16 protein-coding genes are annotated in these 17,400 nt (G+C 62.9%); 10 read left to right on the forward strand and 6 right to left on the reverse strand.

Going from position 1 to position 17,400, the window contains the following annotated elements; genetic code table 11:
• The first annotated feature begins 1 nt into the window (after position 1).
• The 6 genes from nuoL to WDS16_RS11390 all read left to right on the forward strand — a co-directional run bounded on the left by nuoL (position 2) and on the right by WDS16_RS11390 (position 7,180).
• Complete coding sequence (gene nuoL / locus WDS16_RS11365; protein ID WP_338892761.1) at positions 2-1,882, forward strand: NADH-quinone oxidoreductase subunit L; 1,881 nt, start codon at positions 2-4, stop codon at positions 1,880-1,882.
• The gene (locus WDS16_RS11370; RefSeq protein WP_338892762.1) at positions 1,876-3,375 is read left to right on the forward strand and encodes an NADH-quinone oxidoreductase subunit M; all 1,500 of its coding nucleotides are present in this window, start codon (positions 1,876-1,878) and stop codon (positions 3,373-3,375) included. Before nuoL ends, WDS16_RS11370 begins: the two co-directional genes overlap by 7 nt.
• Entirely contained in the window at positions 3,375-4,931 is a 1,557-nt protein-coding gene (nuoN, locus tag WDS16_RS11375) for an NADH-quinone oxidoreductase subunit NuoN (RefSeq protein WP_338893350.1), read from the forward strand. The genes WDS16_RS11370 and nuoN overlap by 1 nt, the downstream gene beginning before the upstream one ends.
• A 121-nt stretch (positions 4,932-5,052) precedes the next feature.
• Positions 5,053-6,141, forward strand: a complete 1,089-nt coding sequence (locus WDS16_RS11380) for a GGDEF domain-containing protein (protein ID WP_338892763.1) — start codon at positions 5,053-5,055, stop codon at positions 6,139-6,141.
• 17 nt (positions 6,142-6,158) lie between these two features.
• Positions 6,159-6,347 (forward strand): hypothetical protein, encoded by a 189-nt coding sequence (locus WDS16_RS11385; RefSeq protein WP_338892764.1) that lies wholly within the window; start codon positions 6,159-6,161, stop codon positions 6,345-6,347.
• An 89-nt stretch (positions 6,348-6,436) separates the two neighbouring features.
• Positions 6,437-7,180, forward strand: coding sequence for a polyprenol monophosphomannose synthase (locus WDS16_RS11390; RefSeq protein WP_338892766.1), 744 nt, complete (start codon positions 6,437-6,439; stop codon positions 7,178-7,180).
• Here WDS16_RS11390 and WDS16_RS11395 read toward each other — a convergent pair whose 3' ends face one another.
• The 5 genes from WDS16_RS11395 to WDS16_RS11415 form a co-directional block, all read right to left on the reverse strand.
• The gene (locus WDS16_RS11395) at positions 7,181-7,852 is read right to left on the reverse strand and encodes a lysophospholipid acyltransferase family protein (protein ID WP_338892767.1); all 672 of its coding nucleotides are present in this window, start codon (positions 7,850-7,852) and stop codon (positions 7,181-7,183) included.
• A 63-nt stretch (positions 7,853-7,915) separates the two neighbouring features.
• A complete protein-coding gene (locus WDS16_RS11400; protein WP_338892768.1) occupies positions 7,916-9,250 on the reverse strand; it encodes a pitrilysin family protein in 1,335 nt (444 codons plus the stop codon).
• Between the two features lie 19 nt (positions 9,251-9,269).
• A complete protein-coding gene (locus WDS16_RS11405; protein WP_338892769.1) occupies positions 9,270-11,534 on the reverse strand; it encodes a polyribonucleotide nucleotidyltransferase in 2,265 nt (754 codons plus the stop codon).
• 198 nt (positions 11,535-11,732) lie between these two features.
• Positions 11,733-12,002 (reverse strand): 30S ribosomal protein S15, encoded by a 270-nt coding sequence (gene rpsO, locus WDS16_RS11410; protein ID WP_068375622.1) that lies wholly within the window; start codon positions 12,000-12,002, stop codon positions 11,733-11,735.
• Positions 12,003-12,089: 87 nt separating this feature from the next.
• The gene (locus tag WDS16_RS11415; protein ID WP_338892770.1) at positions 12,090-13,058 is read right to left on the reverse strand and encodes a bifunctional riboflavin kinase/FAD synthetase; all 969 of its coding nucleotides are present in this window, start codon (positions 13,056-13,058) and stop codon (positions 12,090-12,092) included.
• A gap of 102 nt (positions 13,059-13,160) precedes the next feature.
• Between WDS16_RS11415 and WDS16_RS11420 the strand changes: the two genes are divergently transcribed.
• Genes WDS16_RS11420 through WDS16_RS11435 form a run of 4 tightly spaced genes read left to right on the forward strand, consistent with a single transcriptional unit; the run spans position 13,161 to position 16,463 of the window.
• Positions 13,161-14,093 (forward strand): metal ABC transporter substrate-binding protein, encoded by a 933-nt coding sequence (locus WDS16_RS11420; RefSeq protein ID WP_338892771.1) that lies wholly within the window; start codon positions 13,161-13,163, stop codon positions 14,091-14,093.
• Entirely contained in the window at positions 14,090-14,839 is a 750-nt protein-coding gene (locus tag WDS16_RS11425) for a metal ABC transporter ATP-binding protein (protein ID WP_422395778.1), read from the forward strand. The genes WDS16_RS11420 and WDS16_RS11425 overlap by 4 nt, the downstream gene beginning before the upstream one ends.
• A gap of 47 nt (positions 14,840-14,886) precedes the next feature.
• Positions 14,887-15,702, forward strand: coding sequence for a metal ABC transporter permease (locus WDS16_RS11430; protein WP_422395826.1), 816 nt, complete (start codon positions 14,887-14,889; stop codon positions 15,700-15,702).
• Positions 15,703-15,755: 53 nt separating this feature from the next.
• Positions 15,756-16,463: a metal-dependent transcriptional regulator gene (locus WDS16_RS11435; RefSeq protein ID WP_338892773.1), complete on the forward strand. Its 708-nt coding sequence runs from the start codon at positions 15,756-15,758 to the stop codon at positions 16,461-16,463.
• Here the strand turns inward: WDS16_RS11435 and truB are convergent, their stop codons facing one another.
• Positions 16,464-17,390: a tRNA pseudouridine(55) synthase TruB gene (gene truB / locus WDS16_RS11440; protein ID WP_338892774.1), complete on the reverse strand. Its 927-nt coding sequence runs from the start codon at positions 17,388-17,390 to the stop codon at positions 16,464-16,466. It lies immediately after the preceding gene.
• Positions 17,391-17,400 lie beyond the last annotated feature (10 nt).

Here is a 17,400-nt window from a genome sequence, read left to right on the forward strand (position 1 = left end):
CATGAACGCCATCTGGATTCTCCCCGGACTGCCGCTCGTCGGGGCCGTAGTGCTGCTCCTCGCCGGCCGGCGATCCGATCGCTTCGGCCACATCCTCGGCACAGTGATGTCGGGAGCAGCTTTCGCATTCGCGGTGATGCTGTTCCTCGACATGCTCTCTCGTAACGCCGACGACCGCGCAGTGTCGGACACCCTGTACAGCTGGGTTCCCGTCTCCGAGCTGCAAGTGGACTTCGGTTTTCGACTCGACCAGCTATCGATGTGTTTCGTACTACTGATCACCGGTGTAGGCACATTGATCCATGTGTACGCGATCGGGTACATGTCCACCGATCCCGATCGGCGCAAATTCTTCGCGTATCTCAATCTGTTTCTCGCAGCAATGCTCCTGCTGGTTACCGCCGACAATTTCCTCGGCTTGTATGTCGGGTGGGAGGGTGTCGGCCTCGCCTCGTACCTGCTCATCGGGTTCTGGCAGCACAAGCCGTCCGCCGCCACTGCCGCGAAGAAGGCGTTCGTCGTCAATCGTGTCGGTGATATCGGACTGATGATCGCGCTGATGATCATGTTCGCGAACTTCGGGAGTGTGTCCTTCACCGACGTCTTCGCAGGGGTGGACAGTGCCTCTACCGGCACGCTCACCGCCCTCGGATTCGTTCTCCTGCTTGCTGCATGCGGTAAGTCGGCGCAGGTTCCCCTGCAGAGCTGGCTCGGCGACGCCATGGAGGGACCGACGCCAGTCTCAGCGCTCATCCACGCCGCCACCATGGTCACCGCCGGCGTCTACCTGATCGTGCGATCCGGTCCGATCTTCGAGGCAGCTCCAGCGGCGCAGACGGCCGTCGTGATCGTCGGCGCGGTCACCCTCCTGTTCGGCGCAATCATCGGCTGCGCCAAGGACGACATCAAGAAAGCACTCGCTGCATCGACGATGAGCCAGATCGGCTACATGGTCCTCGCTGCCGGGCTCGGCCCCGCTGGATACACGTTCGCAATCATGCTGCTGCTCGCGCACGGTTTCTTCAAGGCGGGGCTCTTCCTCGGGGCTGGATCGGTGATGCACGGTATGAACGACGAAGTCGACATGCGCAAGTACGGCGGGCTGAGAACCGCAATGCCGATCACCTTCGTGACGTTCGGGCTCGGCTATCTGGCGATCATCGGCGTACCACCGTTTTCGGGCTTCTTTGCCAAGGACAAGATCATCGAGGTCGCATTCGGTGCGGGAGGCTTGCAGGGTGCCGCGCTCGGTGTCATCACATTGGCCGGTGCCGGACTCACCGCGTTCTACATGACGCGTGTGATGCTGATGACCTTCTTCGGTACGCCGCGGTGGGAATCCGGTGCGCATCCACACGAATCGCCCTCGATCATGACCGGGCCGATGATGGTTCTCGCTGTCGGTTCGGTTGCCGCGGGAGCATTGTTCACTCTCGGTGGATCATTGACGCACTGGCTGGAGCCTGTGGTCGGTGAGGCCGAGGAGGCACACGCAATTCCCGCGTGGGTGGTGACGGTACTGGCGCTCTCCGTCGTCGCCATCGGAGTTGCGTTCGCGTACAACCGATATGCGCGCACTCCGGTACCCGCGCTCGCGCCCGAATCGGTGTCGGCTCTCACATCGGCAGCACGAGCAGATCTCTACGGTGACGCCGTGAACGAAGCTGTGCTGATGCGACCAGGGGTGAAGCTGACCCGCGCAACCGAACGATTCGACGAGATCGCCGTTTCAGGTGTCACTCGGGGTGTGACGACGGGTCTCGCCGGCTTGTCCATACGAATCCGGAGGCTACAGACGGGTTACGTGCGCTCGTACGCACTCACGATGCTCGCGGGTACGGCTGTCGTCCTCGCCATGATGTTGGCGGTGATGGTGTGGTGACCGACTTTCCGTGGTTGACGACGCTCTGGTTGTTGCCGGTGATCGGCGCTGTGCTGACGCTCGTGACTCCGCGGTCACGGCCCCAGCTCGCAAAGACCTGCGCACTGTCTGCGTCGCTGGTGACGCTCGCCGTCGCGATCGTCCTCGTCGTGCAGTTCGATCCCGGCGGGGAGAACTATCAGTTCGTCGAATCACACTGGTGGATAGAATCTTTCGGAGCACGATACGAACTCGGCGTCGACGGCATTGCATTGGTTCTCGTTCTGCTGACCGCTGTGCTCCTTCCGCTGCTACTGGTGGCCGGATGGAACGATCCACGATTGGGCGAGTCGGCACACGTGTACGTCGCGTCGATACTGATCGTCGAGTCGATGGTGCTGATGTCTTTCTGCGCTCTCGACGTACTGCTGTTCTACGTGTTCTTCGAAGCGATGCTCATTCCGATGTATTTCCTGATCGGCGGATTCGGTGGCCCAGGGCGAGCCGCAGCTGCGGTGAAGTTCCTGCTCTACAACCTCGTAGGCGGACTGGTCATGCTCGCTGCCGTGATCGGGTTGTACGTCGTCGTCGGAACCTTCTCGTTCCGGGAGATATCAGTCATGGCAGCGAACGAAGGACTCGATGTCAGTCCAGGCGTACTCAATGCGCTGTTCCTGGGCTTCATGTTCGCATTCGCCGTCAAAGCGCCACTGTGGCCGTTCCATTCGTGGCTTCCCGATGCCGCTGTCGAGTCGACGCCCGCCACCGCGGTCCTGATGATGGCGGTGGTCGACAAGGTCGGAACGTTCGCCATGCTCCGATACTGTCTGCAACTGTTCCCGGAGTCCTCGCGATACTTCGCGCCGGTGATCGTCACGCTCGCCGTGGTCGGCATCGTCTACGGCGCTGTTCTCGCGATCGCGCAGACCGACGTCATGAGACTGATCGCGTATACATCCATCTCGCATTTCGGATTCATCATCCTCGGCATCTTCGCCATGACGAGCCAGGGTCAGGCAGGTTCGGCGCTGTACATGGTGAACCACGGAATCTCGACCGCTGCACTCTTCCTGGTGGCCGGCTTCCTGGTGTCTCGCCGAGGCACCCGCGTCATCGCGCACTACGGCGGCGTTCAAAAGGTTGCGCCCGTTCTCGCCGGCACTTTTCTCGTCGCCGGTCTCGCTACACTCTCGCTACCCGGCCTGGCACCGTTCGTCAGCGAATTCCTGGTGCTGATAGGGACATTCGCGAAGTACCACGTCGCGGCGGTAGTGGCATCGTCCGCGCTCGTACTGTCGGCGATCTATGTTCTGTGGCTCTACCAACGAGTGATGACGGGCCCACGGCGCGCCGAGAACGACGGCATGAAAGACCTCGTTCCGCGTGAGCTTGCGGTCATGGCGCCGTTGATCGCACTGCTGATCATTCTCGGTGTCTACCCCAAGCCCCTGCTGGACATCGTCTCACCCGCTGTGGAGACGACGATCACCGCAGTCGAGACCGGAGGCCCATGATGAACGACGGCATCCTCACCGCGCCGAGTATCGAGTACGGACTGTTGTCACCGATGCTGATCGTGTTCGCTGTCGGGCTGATCGGAGTGTTGGTCGAAGCGTTCGCGCCGTCCTCGATTCGCTACCGACTCCAGATGACACTCGCCCTCGGCGGAACCGTCGGCGCGCTCGCGGCAGTAGTGGCAGTTGCCGTGGCCGAGTCCGGATCGCCGGGAACACGCGCCGCCATGGGCGCAGTGGCCATCGACAAACCGACGTTGTTTCTGCAGGGAACGCTGCTGCTCGTCGCAGTGCCATCGCTGCTGATGGTCGGAGAGCGCTCGCTGGAGAGAACGCATGCCGATGCCTTTGCGCCCCAGGCGTCGGCCGTCCCCGGCAGCCTCGCTGAGCGCCAAGCATCACAGGCGGGGGCAGCACTGACCGAAGTGTTTCCCCTGACGATGTTCGCGCTCGGCGGACTTCTCCTCTTTCCCGCTTCGAACGACCTTCTGACGATGTTCGTCGCGCTGGAAGTGTTCTCTCTGCCGCTCTACCTGCTGTGCGGACTGGCACGACGGCGCCGCCTTTTGTCGCAGGAAGCTGCGATGAAGTACTTCCTCCTCGGCGCATTCTCGTCGGCGTTCTTCCTCTTCGGCACCGCGATGCTCTACGGGTATGCGGGCACGCTCGAGTTCGGTGCCATCGGCGACGCCATCGCGATCGGTTCAGGCAACGACGTACTTGCCGTCCTGGGCACTGCGCTCGTCGGTGTCGGCCTGTTGTTCAAAGTCGGGGCCATTCCGTTCCACTCCTGGATTCCCGATGTCTATCAGGGCGCGCCGACGCCGATCACTGCGTTCATGGCCGCCGCAACGAAGATCGCCGCCTTCGGAGCAATGGTGCGCCTGTTCTACGTGGCCCTGCCCGGACTGCGAGACGACTGGCGCCCGGCATTGTGGGCGGTTGCCATCGTCACGATGCTGATCGGTGCCGTCCTCGCTGTCACTCAGACCGACATCAAACGCATGCTCGCTTACTCCTCGATCACGCACGCGGGGTTCATACTCACCGGACTCATCGCCTTCGACACCCAGGGCCTTGCTGCAATCCTGTTCTACCTGTTCGTATACGGGTTCACCACGGTATCCGCGTTCGCGATCGTGACCGTGGTGCGCGACGACGACGGCGAAGTAACCGAGCTTGCGCGCTGGGCCGGGATCGGACGCCGATCACCCGTGATCGCCGCCGCATTCGCGTTGATTCTGCTTTCCTTCGCCGGAATACCGCTGACGGGCGGATTCATCGGGAAGCTCGCCGTATTCCAGGCGGCAGCCGAGAACGGCGCTACCCCTCTCGTCATCGTCGGCGTGCTGAGCAGCGCGATCGCCGCTGTCTTCTACGTGCGTGTCGTCGTGCTGATGTTCTTCTCGGACGCCGACGACAGCCCTACCGTCGTCGCCCCCGGGCCCGCAACGTCCCTCGCCATCGGCCTCGGCGTGCTCACGACTGTCGCGTTCGGTGTGTTTCCGCAACCACTACTGAGCATGGCGGAGAGCGCGGCTGTGTTCGTCCGTTGACGATGCCGGGTTCGTAGCCGATCCGATCATAGGCTTCCCGACCGAACAGTCTCCCCCTCTGGTTCAATGGACTATCGAACTACCGCGTATCACTTCGCTCGGGGAGTGCAGAGGCCCATCGATGAACGCGTTGCGCGAGTGGTGGTCGCAGCCGACCGATTACACGTGGAACGTCGCGTATGCCCAGTCACATCCAATACTCCGCCGAACAAAGGTCGCAATAGGCGTGTGCTGTTGGGCCTACGGCCTCGTCTGCGTGCTTGCGCTCATCACTCCCGTCCTGTCACCGGGCTGGCTGCCGCCCGCAGTCGTCGGAGTCTTTGCCCTCAGCACCGTCGTCGTCGGGTTCAGGTGGGTTTGTCGCCCTTGGCCCACGTACCGGGGCTCACTCATGTTCATCGCGTACGCGGAAGTCGGCGTCACAAGCGTGCTGATTGCTCTCGAAGATCCGCAGGTCGCGATGCTGTGCGCGGCACTTCTCGGTGTCGTGGGCAACTACCTCGCGGGTTTCCACAACACGACTGTGTTCGTGGCTCACCAAGTGTGGGCGTTGGCAACCTGCGGCGTCCTTTACGCCCAATCGCTGCTGTACACCGATGTTCCGGCCGGCCAGAGCACGGCGTACCTCATCGTTCTCGTGATGGTCCTCGTCACCTCGCCGGTCCTGACGCAGGCATATCTGACGTTCCTCAGGCGGGACGCCGTCGTTGCGCATTTCGATCCGTTGACCGGACTTCGTAACCGTCGTGGGCTCGAATCTGCGGTCGACTCGCTGTTCGACGATGTATCGACCATTGCGGTACTCGTCGCCGACCTCGACAACTTCAAGTCGGTCAACGACAACTTCGGACACAGCTTCGGCGATGACGTGCTTCGGGGAACGGCAGAAACCTTGAACCGGTTCTTCCCCGCGCCCGCAATCACTGCACGGACCGGCGGCGAGGAATTCGTCGTCGTGACTACCGATTCCCTCGACAAGGCTTCGATCGCTGCCGAGCAACTCAGGCAACAAATCCCCGAGTGCAATACAGCCGGACACACGACGACGAGCATCGGTATTCACTATCGAAGCGTGGTGTCTCAGCCGATCAGCGCTCTGCTCGGCGAGCTGCTCGACAGCGCGGATGCAGCGATGTACGAGGCCAAGCGCCGCGGCGGCAACTCCGTGGTGATCGACAACACTGACGACGAGGTACGTTTCACGTCGTGATGGCCCATGATGGAGGAATGAGTTCGAACGAACTCTTCGGAGGTCCGAAGAGAATTCTGTCAGTTGTCGCCGTGATCGTCGTCGTAGCCGTTCTGGCCGCACTCGCCACCCTCCTCGTGCGCCACCTGTTGGGCCCACCGGAGGGCCAGTCACCGTACGAATCGACCTCCAGTAGTGTGACCTGCACAACACCGCCTCCGAGCTAGGCCGCTTCGAGCTGGGAAAACACTGAACCGGCCACGGCCGAGATGTCCGTTATTTGGTTCTAGCTACCCCGATCACGGATCATACGAGCGTGACTTATCCCAGCGGCGCTCCGAAGACGACCGTTGTCGTACCCACGTACAACGAACGCGAGAACCTCCCCAAGCTCGTGGGCATGCTCGCAGACTTGAAACTGGAGAACCTCCATGTTCTCGTCGTGGACGACAACTCTCCGGACGGCACCGGAAAAATCGCCGACGAGATGGCGGAATCAGGTTCGACTCCGCCGGTGAGCGTGCTACACCGCACCGAGAAGAACGGCCTCGGCCGGGCGTACGTAGCGGGGATGACCCGCGCTCTGTCCGACGGTGCCGACATCGTCGTGCAGATGGACGCCGACCTTTCGCATCCCGCCGACGTCATTCCGTTGATGATCCGGACCCTCAGCGAGACCGACGCCGCTGTGGTGCTCGGATCCCGCTACGTACCGGGTGGCGCAGTGGCGAGCGACTGGCCCTGGCATCGGAAGGCTCTCTCCGCCTGGGCCAACTTCTACGTCAACACGATTCTTCGACTGAAGGTCAAGGATGCGACTGCGGGCTTCAAGGCGTGGCATGCCTCCACGCTGCGCGCTATCGACGTCACCTCGGTCGAGAGCAACGGCTACGCATTCCAGGTCGAGATGAACTACCGAACGGTCCGCCAGGGTCTCGAGATCGCCGAGGTGCCGATTCGCTTCGAGGAACGCAACGATGGCGAGTCGAAGATGAGCTTGTCCGTCCAACTCGAATCGGCACTCGTGCCGTGGAAGTTGTTGATGAGCCGCAAAGGCTGATCAGGCCGCCTTCGCCTTTGCAGCGTAGGTGTCGACGTACTCTTGCCCGGACAGATCCATCAGGGCTGACATGACCTGGTCCGTTGCCGACCGTACGACCGCGTGATGCGCGGACAACTCGCGGTAACGTGAGAAGTCGAGCGCTGGACCGAATCTGACGACGATCTTCGCCGGACGCCACATGCGAGTGCCGACCGGGTTGAACTTCTCGGTACCGAACATCACAACCGGCACAACCGGTGCCCCTGATTCGAGGGCGACCCGCGCCATTCCGGTCTTGCCCTTGTAGAGCCGACCGTCAGGCGACCGGGTTCCCTCGGGATAGATTGCCCAGATCCCGTTGTCGGCCAGTATCTTTCGCGCCGCATCCAATGCTGCGTCTCCGGCGCCACCGCCGGATCTGTCCACCGGAACCTGGCCGGCGCTGGTGTAGAACCAGCGAATGAACCGCCCTTTGATTCCTCCGCCTTCGAAGTACTCGCTCTTCGCCACGAACCTGATCCGGCGCTTGACAACGAGAACCAGGAAGAACGAATCGACCACGGTCAGATGATTGCCGGCCAAGACGATGGGCCCAGATTCCGGTAGATGGTGAGCACCTTCGACCCGAGGCCTTCCCAGAACGCGGAGTATGGGTCCGATGAGCACGTACTTGAATATCCAGTACCACATGTGGAACCCCACTCTTGAAGAGATGTATGGCGCAAGTCTCTTCAACTGTAGTCGCCCGGGCCCTCAACCTACGATCGACTTGACCGACGCCGGCAACTGGCGGACGTTCTTGTACGGACCGACGACGGCTGCGCCGAATTGGCGAGTCAGCAGCACCCTCGCCACGTCCCGCACCTCCTCGACCGTCACCTGATCGATTCGAGACAGCGTGTCGGAGATATCCCGGTGGTTGGCATAGTTGAGTTCGCTCCGGCCGATACGGTTCATTCGCGAACCCGAGTCCTCGAGCCCGAGAACGAGCCCCCCGCGAAGCGAACCCTTCGCTCGCGCGCACTCGTCGTCGGTGATGCCGTCGGAAGCGACCTGAGCCAGGACCTCCCGTATCACGGTGGTCACTTCGGCCAAGTTCTCCGGCTGACATCCCGCGTACACCGAGAACGCGCCGGAATCGGCGAACGTGTCCACCGAGGAGTACACCGAATAGGCCAACCCGCGCTCCTCACGGATCTCCTGGAACAACCGCGACGACAGTCCCCCACCGACCGCCGCGTTGAGGATCGACAGAGCCCACCGATGCCCCTCGTGCCTCCCGAACGCGCGGACGCCTAGGGCCAGATGAGCTTGCTCGCTGTCGCGACGGATGAACCGAAGTTCCGGACGATCACGCAGCCGCACAGCGCCTTCACGGCGCGGCACCGGGTGCACGCCCTTGTGCAGATGCTGCGCGAAGGCTCGTTTGACCAGTGCGACGGTCCGTCGGTGGTCCACATTGCCTGCGACCGCCACGACCATCCGATCTGGGGTGTAGCGACGGCTGTGAAACGAGCGAAGCTGAGCACGTGTCATCGATTCGATCGATTCGACCGTGCCGATGACGGGCCTGCCGACTGGATGGTCGCCGAACATGGCTTCGAGGAACAGATCGCCCAGAAGATCCTCGGGGTCGTCGTCACGCATCGAGATTTCCTCGAGCACTACCTGACGCTCGACATCGACATCGGCAGACCGGCACCGACCACGCAGAACCACGTCGCTGACCAGGTCGATGGCCAATTCGACGTCATCGTCCAAGACGTGTGCGTAGAAGCACGTACTTTCCTTGGACGTGAAGGCGTTCAACTCGCCACCGACACCGTCCATGACCTGAGCGATTTCGAGTGCGCTTCGCGTCGGCGTCGACTTGAACAGGAGATGCTCGAGAAAGTGCGCGGCGCCTGCCACACTCGGCCCCTCGTCACGGGAGCCCACTGCTACCCAGACGCCCACCGACGCGGACCGAACTCCAGGTACGAACTCGGTGACGACGCGAAGACCACCAGGCAGAGTTGTACGCCGAACGCCGAGGTTCTGCCCGGCGGGATCCGAAACGGCAGAACGGTACGTCCCATAGGGACGCACCGTTCTGCCGCGAGTCGTGTTACTCAGCGTTTGCCTCGACAGGAACGTCGGCCGGAGCCTCCACTGGCGCAGCGGCAGAGTCGTCCTCGACAGGGACGAGGCTGATCTTGCCCCGGTTGTCGATATCGGCGATCTCGACGCGCAACTTGGATCCGACGCTCACGACGTCCTCGACCTTGTTGATGCGCTTGCCGTTACCGAGCTTGGAGATGTGCACCAGTCCGTCGCGGCCCGGGAGCAGCGAGACGAATGCACCGAAAGCCGTTGTCTTGACAACGGTTCCCAGGAAACGCTCGCCGACCTTCGGCAGCTGCGGGTTGGCGATGGCGTTGATCATGTCGATCGCGGCCTGTGCGGACGGGCCGTCCGCTGCACCGACGTAGACCGTGCCGTCATCTTCGATCGAGATGTTGGCACCGGTCTGCTCGGTGATGGAGTTGATCATCTTGCCCTTGGGCCCGATGACCTCGCCGATCTTGTCGACGGGCACCTTGATCGCGGTGACGCGAGGAGCGTAGGGGCTCATCTCGTCCGGGGTGTCGATGGCCTCGGCCATGACCTCGAGGATCGTGGCGCGAGCGTCCTTTGCCTGCGCCAGCGCACCGGCGAGCACCTTGGAAGGAATGCCGTCGAGCTTGGTGTCGAGCTGCAGAGCCGTGACGAAGTCCTTCGTGCCCGCGACCTTGAAGTCCATGTCACCGAACGCATCCTCAGCGCCGAGGATGTCGGTCAGAGCGACGTAGCGGGTTTCGCCGTCGACCTCGTCGGACACGAGACCCATGGCGATGCCCGCCACCGGCGCGCGCAGCGGCACACCGGCGTTGAGCAGCGACAGAGTCGAAGCACAGACCGAGCCCATCGACGTCGAACCGTTGGAGCTGAGCGCCTCCGAAACCTGGCGGATGGCGTACGGGAACTCTGCCTGGCTCGGCAGAACCGGCAACAGAGCGCGCTCAGCGAGCGCGCCGTGGCCGATCTCGCGACGCTTGGGCGAACCGACGCGACCGGTCTCACCGGTGGAGTACGGCGGGAAGTTGTAATGATGCATGTAACGCTTGGACGTCTCGGGCCCGAGCGAGTCGACCTGCTGCGCCATCTTCACCATGTCCAGCGTGGTGACGCCCAGGATCTGGGTCTCGCCGCGCTCGAACAGAGCCGATCCGTGTGTCCGCGGAATGATCGCAACCTCGGCGGACAGCGAACGGATGTCGGTGATGCCGCGGCCGTCGATGCGGAAGTGATCAGTGAGGATGCGCTGGCGAACCGACTTCTTGGTCAGTGCGCGGAATGCGGCACCGATCTCCTTCTCGCGGCCGACGAAGCTGTCGCCGACCGAGGCGAGGACCTGAGCCTTGACCTCGTCGAGCTTGGCCTCACGCTCGGCCTTGCCCGCGATCGTCAGTGCCTCGTTCAGCGGGATCTTCGCGGCACTCTCGACGGCGTCGAACACGTCGGTCTGGTATGCCGGGAAGACCGGGTAGTCGCCGGTGGGCTTTGCGGCCTTGGCGGCCAGTTCCTGCTGTGCGGTGCACAGCGCTGCGATGAACGGCTTCGATGCTTCGAGTCCTTCGGCGACGATGGACTCGTTGGGAGCTGTTGCGCCACCCTCGATGAGCTCGATGACGTTCTCGGTTGCCTCGGCCTCGACCATCATGATGGCGACGTCTGCGTCGGCACCGGATCCGGAGACGATGCGGCCGGCGACGACCATGTTGAACGCAGCCTTTTCGAGCTGCTCGTTGGTCGGGAACGCGACCCACTGCTTGTCGATCAGCGCGACGCGAACGCCACCGATCGGGCCGGAGAACGGCAGGCCGGCGATCTGCGTCGAGGCAGAGGCCGCGTTGATCGCGACGACGTCGTACAGATCGGCGGGGTTGAGGCTCAGGACCGTGATGACGACCTGGATCTCGTTGCGCAGTCCGTCGACGAACGTCGGGCGCAGCGGCCGGTCGATGAGGCGGCAGGTGAGGATGGCGTCGGTGGACGGACGGCCTTCACGGCGGAAGAACGATCCGGGAATGCGTCCCGCGGCGTACATCCGCTCTTCGACGTCGACCGTCAGTGGGAAGAAGTCGAATCCTTCACGGGGGTGCTTGCCGGCCGTCGTGGCCGACAGGAGCATGGTGTCTTCGTCGAGGTAGGCAGCGACTGCGCCGGCGGCCTGCTGCGCGAGGCGGCCGGTCTCGAAACGGATGCTGCGCTTGCCGTAGGTGCCGTTGTCGATCACGGCGGTGGCTTCGTAGACGCCCTCTTCGGCTTCTATCGTTGTTGTTTCCGTCATACTCTTCTTCTCGTCCTCTCGTCTTTGCCGTGCCCGAACCAGCACTTACGACCGACACTGCGACAGCGTCGGGTGGGCACGGCGATGCGCGAGCACCCATGTGCTCGCGATGTCCTGCTGGCGTTGCAAACACAGAAAGCCAACGAGGAACAGTCTAAGCACTGCCTCGTTGGCTACTGCATATTTCGAACTTGGAAACTAGCGACGCAGTCCCAGACGCTCGATGAGCGAACGGTACCGCGTGACGTCGACCTTGGCGATGTACTTCAGCAGGCGACGACGACGTCCGACCAGCAGCAGGAGGCCGCGGCGGGAGTGGTGGTCGTGCTTGTGCTTCTTGAGGTGCTCCGTGAGATCGACGATGCGCTTGGTGAGCATCGCGACCTGAGCCTCGGGTGAACCGGTGTCGGTCGGGTGCAAGCCGTACTCGCCGAGAACGGTCTTCTTCTGTTCGGTGGTCAATGCCACTGGTACTACTCCTGATCACTGACGTCCGCGGGAAAGGAAAGCGGTGCAGCCACCACGGACCGCAGCGTGCACCGAAGAGACAGCCTATCAGGAGGGTTGCCGGGACAGGACTGCGCGTGCCCGTTCGGAGTCCCTGCCCATCTCTTCGACCAAGTCGTCGATCGAGTCGAACTTCTCCATACCGCGTAGGCGCTCGACGAAGTCCACGGCCACATGCTGGCCGTACAGGTCGCCGTCGCTGTCCAGAACGAACGCCTCCACAGTGCGAGTCCGCCCGGAGAACGTCGGATTGGTCCCGACCGACACTGCGGCGCGGTGCCGCTCACCCGGAGTGACCGTACCCATGATCGGTCCAGGGCCGAGCACGGTGAACCACGCGGCGTACACGCCGTCTGCAGGAATGGCGGAGTACATCGGCGGAGCGACGTTGGCTGTGGGATATCCCAGCTGTCGACCACGGCCGTCACCGTGAACCACGACTCCCTCGACCCGATGTGGGCGCCCGAGAGCTGCAGCGGCGGCGGCGACGTCACCCGCGTCGACACACGAACGAATGTAGGTCGACGAGAACGTCACCGCATGCTCGGCGAGAAGGTTGACACCGTCCACTGCGAACCCTGATCTTTCACCGATCTTGCGCAGCAGGGCGACGTTGCCGAGCGCTTTCTTGCCATAGGTGAAGTTCTCCCCCACGACCACCTCTGCCACGTGAAGCCGCTCCACCAGAATTTCGTGCACGTAGCGCTCGGGTGTCAGCTTCATGAGCTCGGGCGTGAACGGCATCACACAGAAGACATCGATGCCGAGTTCCTCGGCCAACTCCGCCCGGCGGGTGAGCGTAGTCAGTTGCGCCGGATGGCTTCCCGGACGGACTACTTCCATGGGATGCGGATCGAATGTCATCAGCACACTCGGCACCCCACGTTCCCGAGCCGAGGTCACCGCCCGGGTGATCAGCTGGGCATGACCGCGGTGCACGCCATCGAATACGCCGATCGTGAGAACGCAGCGACCCCAGTCGGCAGGTACATCGTCGAGACCTCGCCATCTCAGCACAAGCGAAGCCTACGGCCCACACCTCGAGCGGTCACTTCCGGATCGGTGTGTCTCGGCAAACACCTGTGGACAAACCTTCGAACGGTCTGCCAATATTTCGGTGTGCCGAACTTATTTTTTCGCATCGTCGCAGTAATGCTCGTGTGCGTCGCTGCGTCGAGCGGGTGCGCTCGTGCGGTCGGAGAGGACGATGTCGGACAGATCGACGAATCCAAGCCTCTCGTTCTCACCACCTTCACGGTCCTGGCAGATATGGCACGCAATGTCGCGGGTGAGCACATGACGGTTCAATCGATCACCAAGGCCGGAGCCGAGATCCACGGCTACGAGCCCACTCCCGGAGATCTCCGCACCGCTGAGCAGGCGGACCTCATCCTCGACAACGGCCTCGGCCTCGAGGCCTGGTTCGAGAAGTTCGTCGAACGCGTCCCGGCCCCACACGCCGTCGTCAGCGAGAACGTGGACCCGGTGTTCATTCGTGGGGACGCCTACGCGGGCAAGACCAATCCGCACGCCTGGATGTCACCGGTCGTGGCGGAGACCTACGTCGACAACATCGCCGCGGCGTTCGTTCGCCTCGATCCCGACCACGAGGTGGACTACCGCGCCAATGCGGAGAACTACAAGACTCGAATCCGCGCCGTGAGCGCCGAGTTGAAGACCGATCTGGACAAGCTGCCGCCGAACCAGCGTGCACTCGTGTCGTGCGAAGGCGCATTCAGTTATCTGGCTCGGGATTTCGACCTGCAGGAGATGTACCTCTGGCCGGTCAATGCCGAGCAGGAGGGCACTCCCAAGCAAGTCGTCGCGGCGATCGACTTCGTCGAAGACAACGACGTACCGGCGGTGTTCTGCGAGTCCACCGTGTCGGACAAGGCCCAACTTCAGGTCGCCGAGGACACCGGCGCCCTGTTCGGCGGAAAGCTATTCGTGGATTCACTGAGCGAGGAAGGTGGACCAGTTCCGACCTATCTCGACCTTCTGACCTACGACGCCCGCACCATTACCGACGCTCTATTGGGAAAGCCGGAATGAACGAGATGACACCAGCCCTGCACGTATCCGGAGTCAGCGTCGCCTACCGCGACGTCACCGCCCTCATCGACGCCTCGCTCACACTCGAACCCGGCCGGGTATGCGGTCTTGTCGGCATGAACGGCTCCGGCAAATCCACCCTGTTCAAAGCGATCATGGGCGTCGTTCGGCCGGACACCGGATCGATCAGCATCTTCGGCGGACTCCCGTCCAAAGCACGCAAGGACGGGACCGTAAGTTACGTCCCGCAGAGCGAATCGGTCGACTGGACCTTCCCGGTCAGCGTCCGCGAGGTGGTGATGATGGGGCGCTACGGCAAACAGAACTGGATGCGCACCCCCCGCGCCGTGGACCGCGAGGCAGTCGCCGCAGCGATCGAACGGGTCGATCTGACCGAACTGGCCGGTCGCCAGATCGGTCAGTTGTCCGGCGGACAACGCAAACGCGCGTTCGTGGCGCGCGCGATCGCGCAGGAGGCGTCACTGCTTCTGCTCGACGAGCCGTTTGCGGGCGTCGACAAGCGGACCGAGGCCACCATCACGAGATTGCTCCGTGAACTGACCGCAGCAGGCGCTTCGGTCCTGGTGTCCACGCACGACTTGCATGCTCTGCCCGACCTGTGTGACGAAGCCGTGCTACTGCAGCAACGAGTGCTGATGAATGGCACGCCACAGGACGTACTACGTCCGGAAAATCTCGCGATGGCCTTCGGCGTCGACCCCCTGCGCACCTCGGAAGCGAGCTGACCGTGTATCTCGTAGATTTCTTCGTCGAGCCGTTGCAATACACCTTCATGCAACGTGCCCTGCTCGTCACGATCGTCGCATCCATCGTGTGCGCGGTTCTGAGTTGCTGGCTCGTGCTGATCGGCTGGTCCCTGATGGGCGACGCCGTCTCGCACGCGGTCCTGCCGGGCGTCGCTCTGTCCTACTTGCTCGGCGCTCCGTTCGCCATCGGAGCGTTGCTGTTCGCACTCGTCGCGGTCGGCGCCATCGGAGTCGTGCGCAACACCACCCAGGTCAAGGAGGATGCGGCCATCGGGGTTGTCTTCACTACGTTGTTCGCACTCGGCGTGGTACTCATCTCGAAGTTCCCCAGTCAGATCGACCTCAATCACATCCTGTTCGGAAATCTGCTCGGCGTATCGCAGAGCGACATGTGGCAGGTCGTCGTATTGGGCGGACTTGCGTTCGTGGTCATGATCGTCAAACGACGAGATTTCACGTTGTTCGCGTTCGATCGCACGCAGGCGCGAGCAGTCGGTATCTCCCCGACATTCCTGTCCGGGCTGATGCTGACACTCTTGGCACTGACGACGGTGGTCGCACTGCAAGCAGTTGGAGTCATTCTGGTCGTCGCGATGCTCATCACACCCGGTGCGACGGCGTATCTGCTCACCCAGAGTTTCAGGCGCATGCTCCTACTGGCACCGGCTATCGGCGTCGGCTGCGCGGTGGTCGGGATCTACGTCAGCTTCTATCTCGACGTGTCCTCGGGCGGAACCGTCGTACTTGCACAGGGATCGGTGTTCACGCTTGCGTACCTGTTCAGTCCGACGCAGGGCATAGTGACGCGCGCACTTCGACGCCGCGAGGCCGCCGCCGTGTGAGCGTCGAGCACGCTGACGTGTCATTTCTGGATGGATTGCCTAAGCTCCATTGCGTGGTTGAACGTACCGAGGACCCGTCCACTGCCGACGAAGTGCAGCTGTCGGCTGTCGCGCAGGACTATCTGAAGGTCATCTGGACTGCCAGCGAGTGGAGCGAGGATTCGGTCAGCACCAAGATGCTGTCCGAGCGCATCGGTGTCTCCGCCTCGACCGTGTCCGAGGCGATTCGAAAGCTCGCCGATCAGGGAATGGTCGATCATGCGCGGTACGGGGCGATCTCTCTCACCGATCGCGGGCGTGCCGCAGCTATCGCCATGGTTCGCCGACACCGGCTCATCGAAACGTATCTGGTGCGCGAACTCGGTTATGGATGGGACGAGGTTCACGACGAAGCAGAGATACTCGAGCACGCCGTCTCCGACCTCATGATGTCGCGCATCGACGCGAAACTCGGTTTCCCGGAACGGGATCCACACGGCGACCCGATCCCCTCCGTCGACGGCGCGATCTCCTCACCCGAGGCGACTCGCCTCAGCGACTACACCGACGGTCAGTGCGGACGGGTTGCGCGCATCTCCGACTCCGATCCCGCAATGCTCAGGTATTTCGACTCCGTCGGGATCTCGCTCGACCTGTCGATCACGGTCGTCGAGCGGCGCGATTACGCCGGCACGGTGGCCATCGAGCTCGGGCACGGCGAACGTAACTCGATCGACCTCGGCCAACGCGCTGCCGAAGCCATCTGGATGATTCCCGCGTAGCTACAGACCTCGCAGTGTCGCCGGTCGGACCACCATGACCGAACTCGCCCGCTTCCCCTTCTCCTGGAGCAGCGCAATGGTGTGGCCGGTCGGGTCGATTGCCGCATACACCCCAGCAAGCCCGATCGGATCGAGCCACCGTCCCTGACTGATCGCTTCGGCTTCCTCCGCGTCGACCTGCCGGTGCGGAAACGCGGTGCGAGCCGCCTCGTCGATGTCGAGACTGACACCGGGTGCATCCGCAAGTTGCTCGAGCGTCCGCGCGTGCTCGAGTGTGAACGGCCCGACACGCGTGCGGCGCAATACCGTCAGGTGGCCGCCGACCTCGAGCGCGGCGCCGAGATCGCGAGCGAGCGCACGTACGTAGGTGCCGGACGAACACTCGACCTCGACATCGAGGTCGACGAACCCGGTGCCGGGGACGTCACGCCGAGCAAGCACGTCGAAGCGAGTGACGCTCACCCGTCGCGCCGGGATCGTGAACTCCTCGCCGGCGCGCACCAGCTTGTGTGCGCGCTGTCCGTCCACTTTGATGGCACTGACGCTGGAGGGAACCTGCTCGATATCGCCCGTGAGCAGCGCGACCTGCCGGGCAATGTCCGCGTCCTCGAGCGCCGTTGCCGAGGCGTCCGCGACGGTCTCGCCCTCTGCGTCGTCCGTCGACGTGGTTCGGCCGAGCCGAATGGTTGCGGTGTACGCCTTGGTGGTCAGCGCCAGCAGACCCAACATCTTCGTCGCTCGTTCGATGCCGAGGACGAGAACCCCCGTGGCCATCGGGTCGAGAGTCCCGGCATGCCCGACCTTCCGGGTGCCCAACAACTTGCGACACGAGGCCACGACGTCGTGGCTCGTCACCCCGGGACCCTTGTCCACGATCAACAACCCGGCGCCGACGAGGCCGGAGGACAATTTTCCGCGTGCAGACACGAGTGATCAT

This window comes from Rhodococcus sovatensis, assembly GCF_037327425.1.
GTDB classification, from domain to species: domain Bacteria; phylum Actinomycetota; class Actinomycetes; order Mycobacteriales; family Mycobacteriaceae; genus Rhodococcoides; species Rhodococcoides sovatense.

What these genes read in the sequence shown, in the direction of transcription:
- nuoN (WP_338893350.1), top strand. Translation starts at nt 3,375, where the DNA reads ATGAACGACGGCATCCTCACCGCGCCGAGTATCGAGTACGGACTGTTG.
- WDS16_RS11430 (WP_422395826.1), top strand. Translation starts at nt 14,887, where the DNA reads ATGCAACGTGCCCTGCTCGTCACGATCGTCGCATCCATCGTGTGCGCG.
- WDS16_RS11380 (WP_338892763.1), top strand. Translation starts at nt 5,053, where the DNA reads ATGAACGCGTTGCGCGAGTGGTGGTCGCAGCCGACCGATTACACGTGG.
- WDS16_RS11425 (WP_422395778.1), top strand. Translation starts at nt 14,090, where the DNA reads ATGAACGAGATGACACCAGCCCTGCACGTATCCGGAGTCAGCGTCGCC.
- WDS16_RS11395 (WP_338892767.1), bottom strand. Translation starts at nt 7,852, where the DNA reads ATGTGGTACTGGATATTCAAGTACGTGCTCATCGGACCCATACTCCGC.
- WDS16_RS11385 (WP_338892764.1), top strand. Translation starts at nt 6,159, where the DNA reads ATGAGTTCGAACGAACTCTTCGGAGGTCCGAAGAGAATTCTGTCAGTT.
- WDS16_RS11405 (WP_338892769.1), bottom strand. Translation starts at nt 11,534, where the DNA reads ATGACGGAAACAACAACGATAGAAGCCGAAGAGGGCGTCTACGAAGCC.
- nuoL (WP_338892761.1), top strand. Translation starts at nt 2, where the DNA reads ATGAACGCCATCTGGATTCTCCCCGGACTGCCGCTCGTCGGGGCCGTA.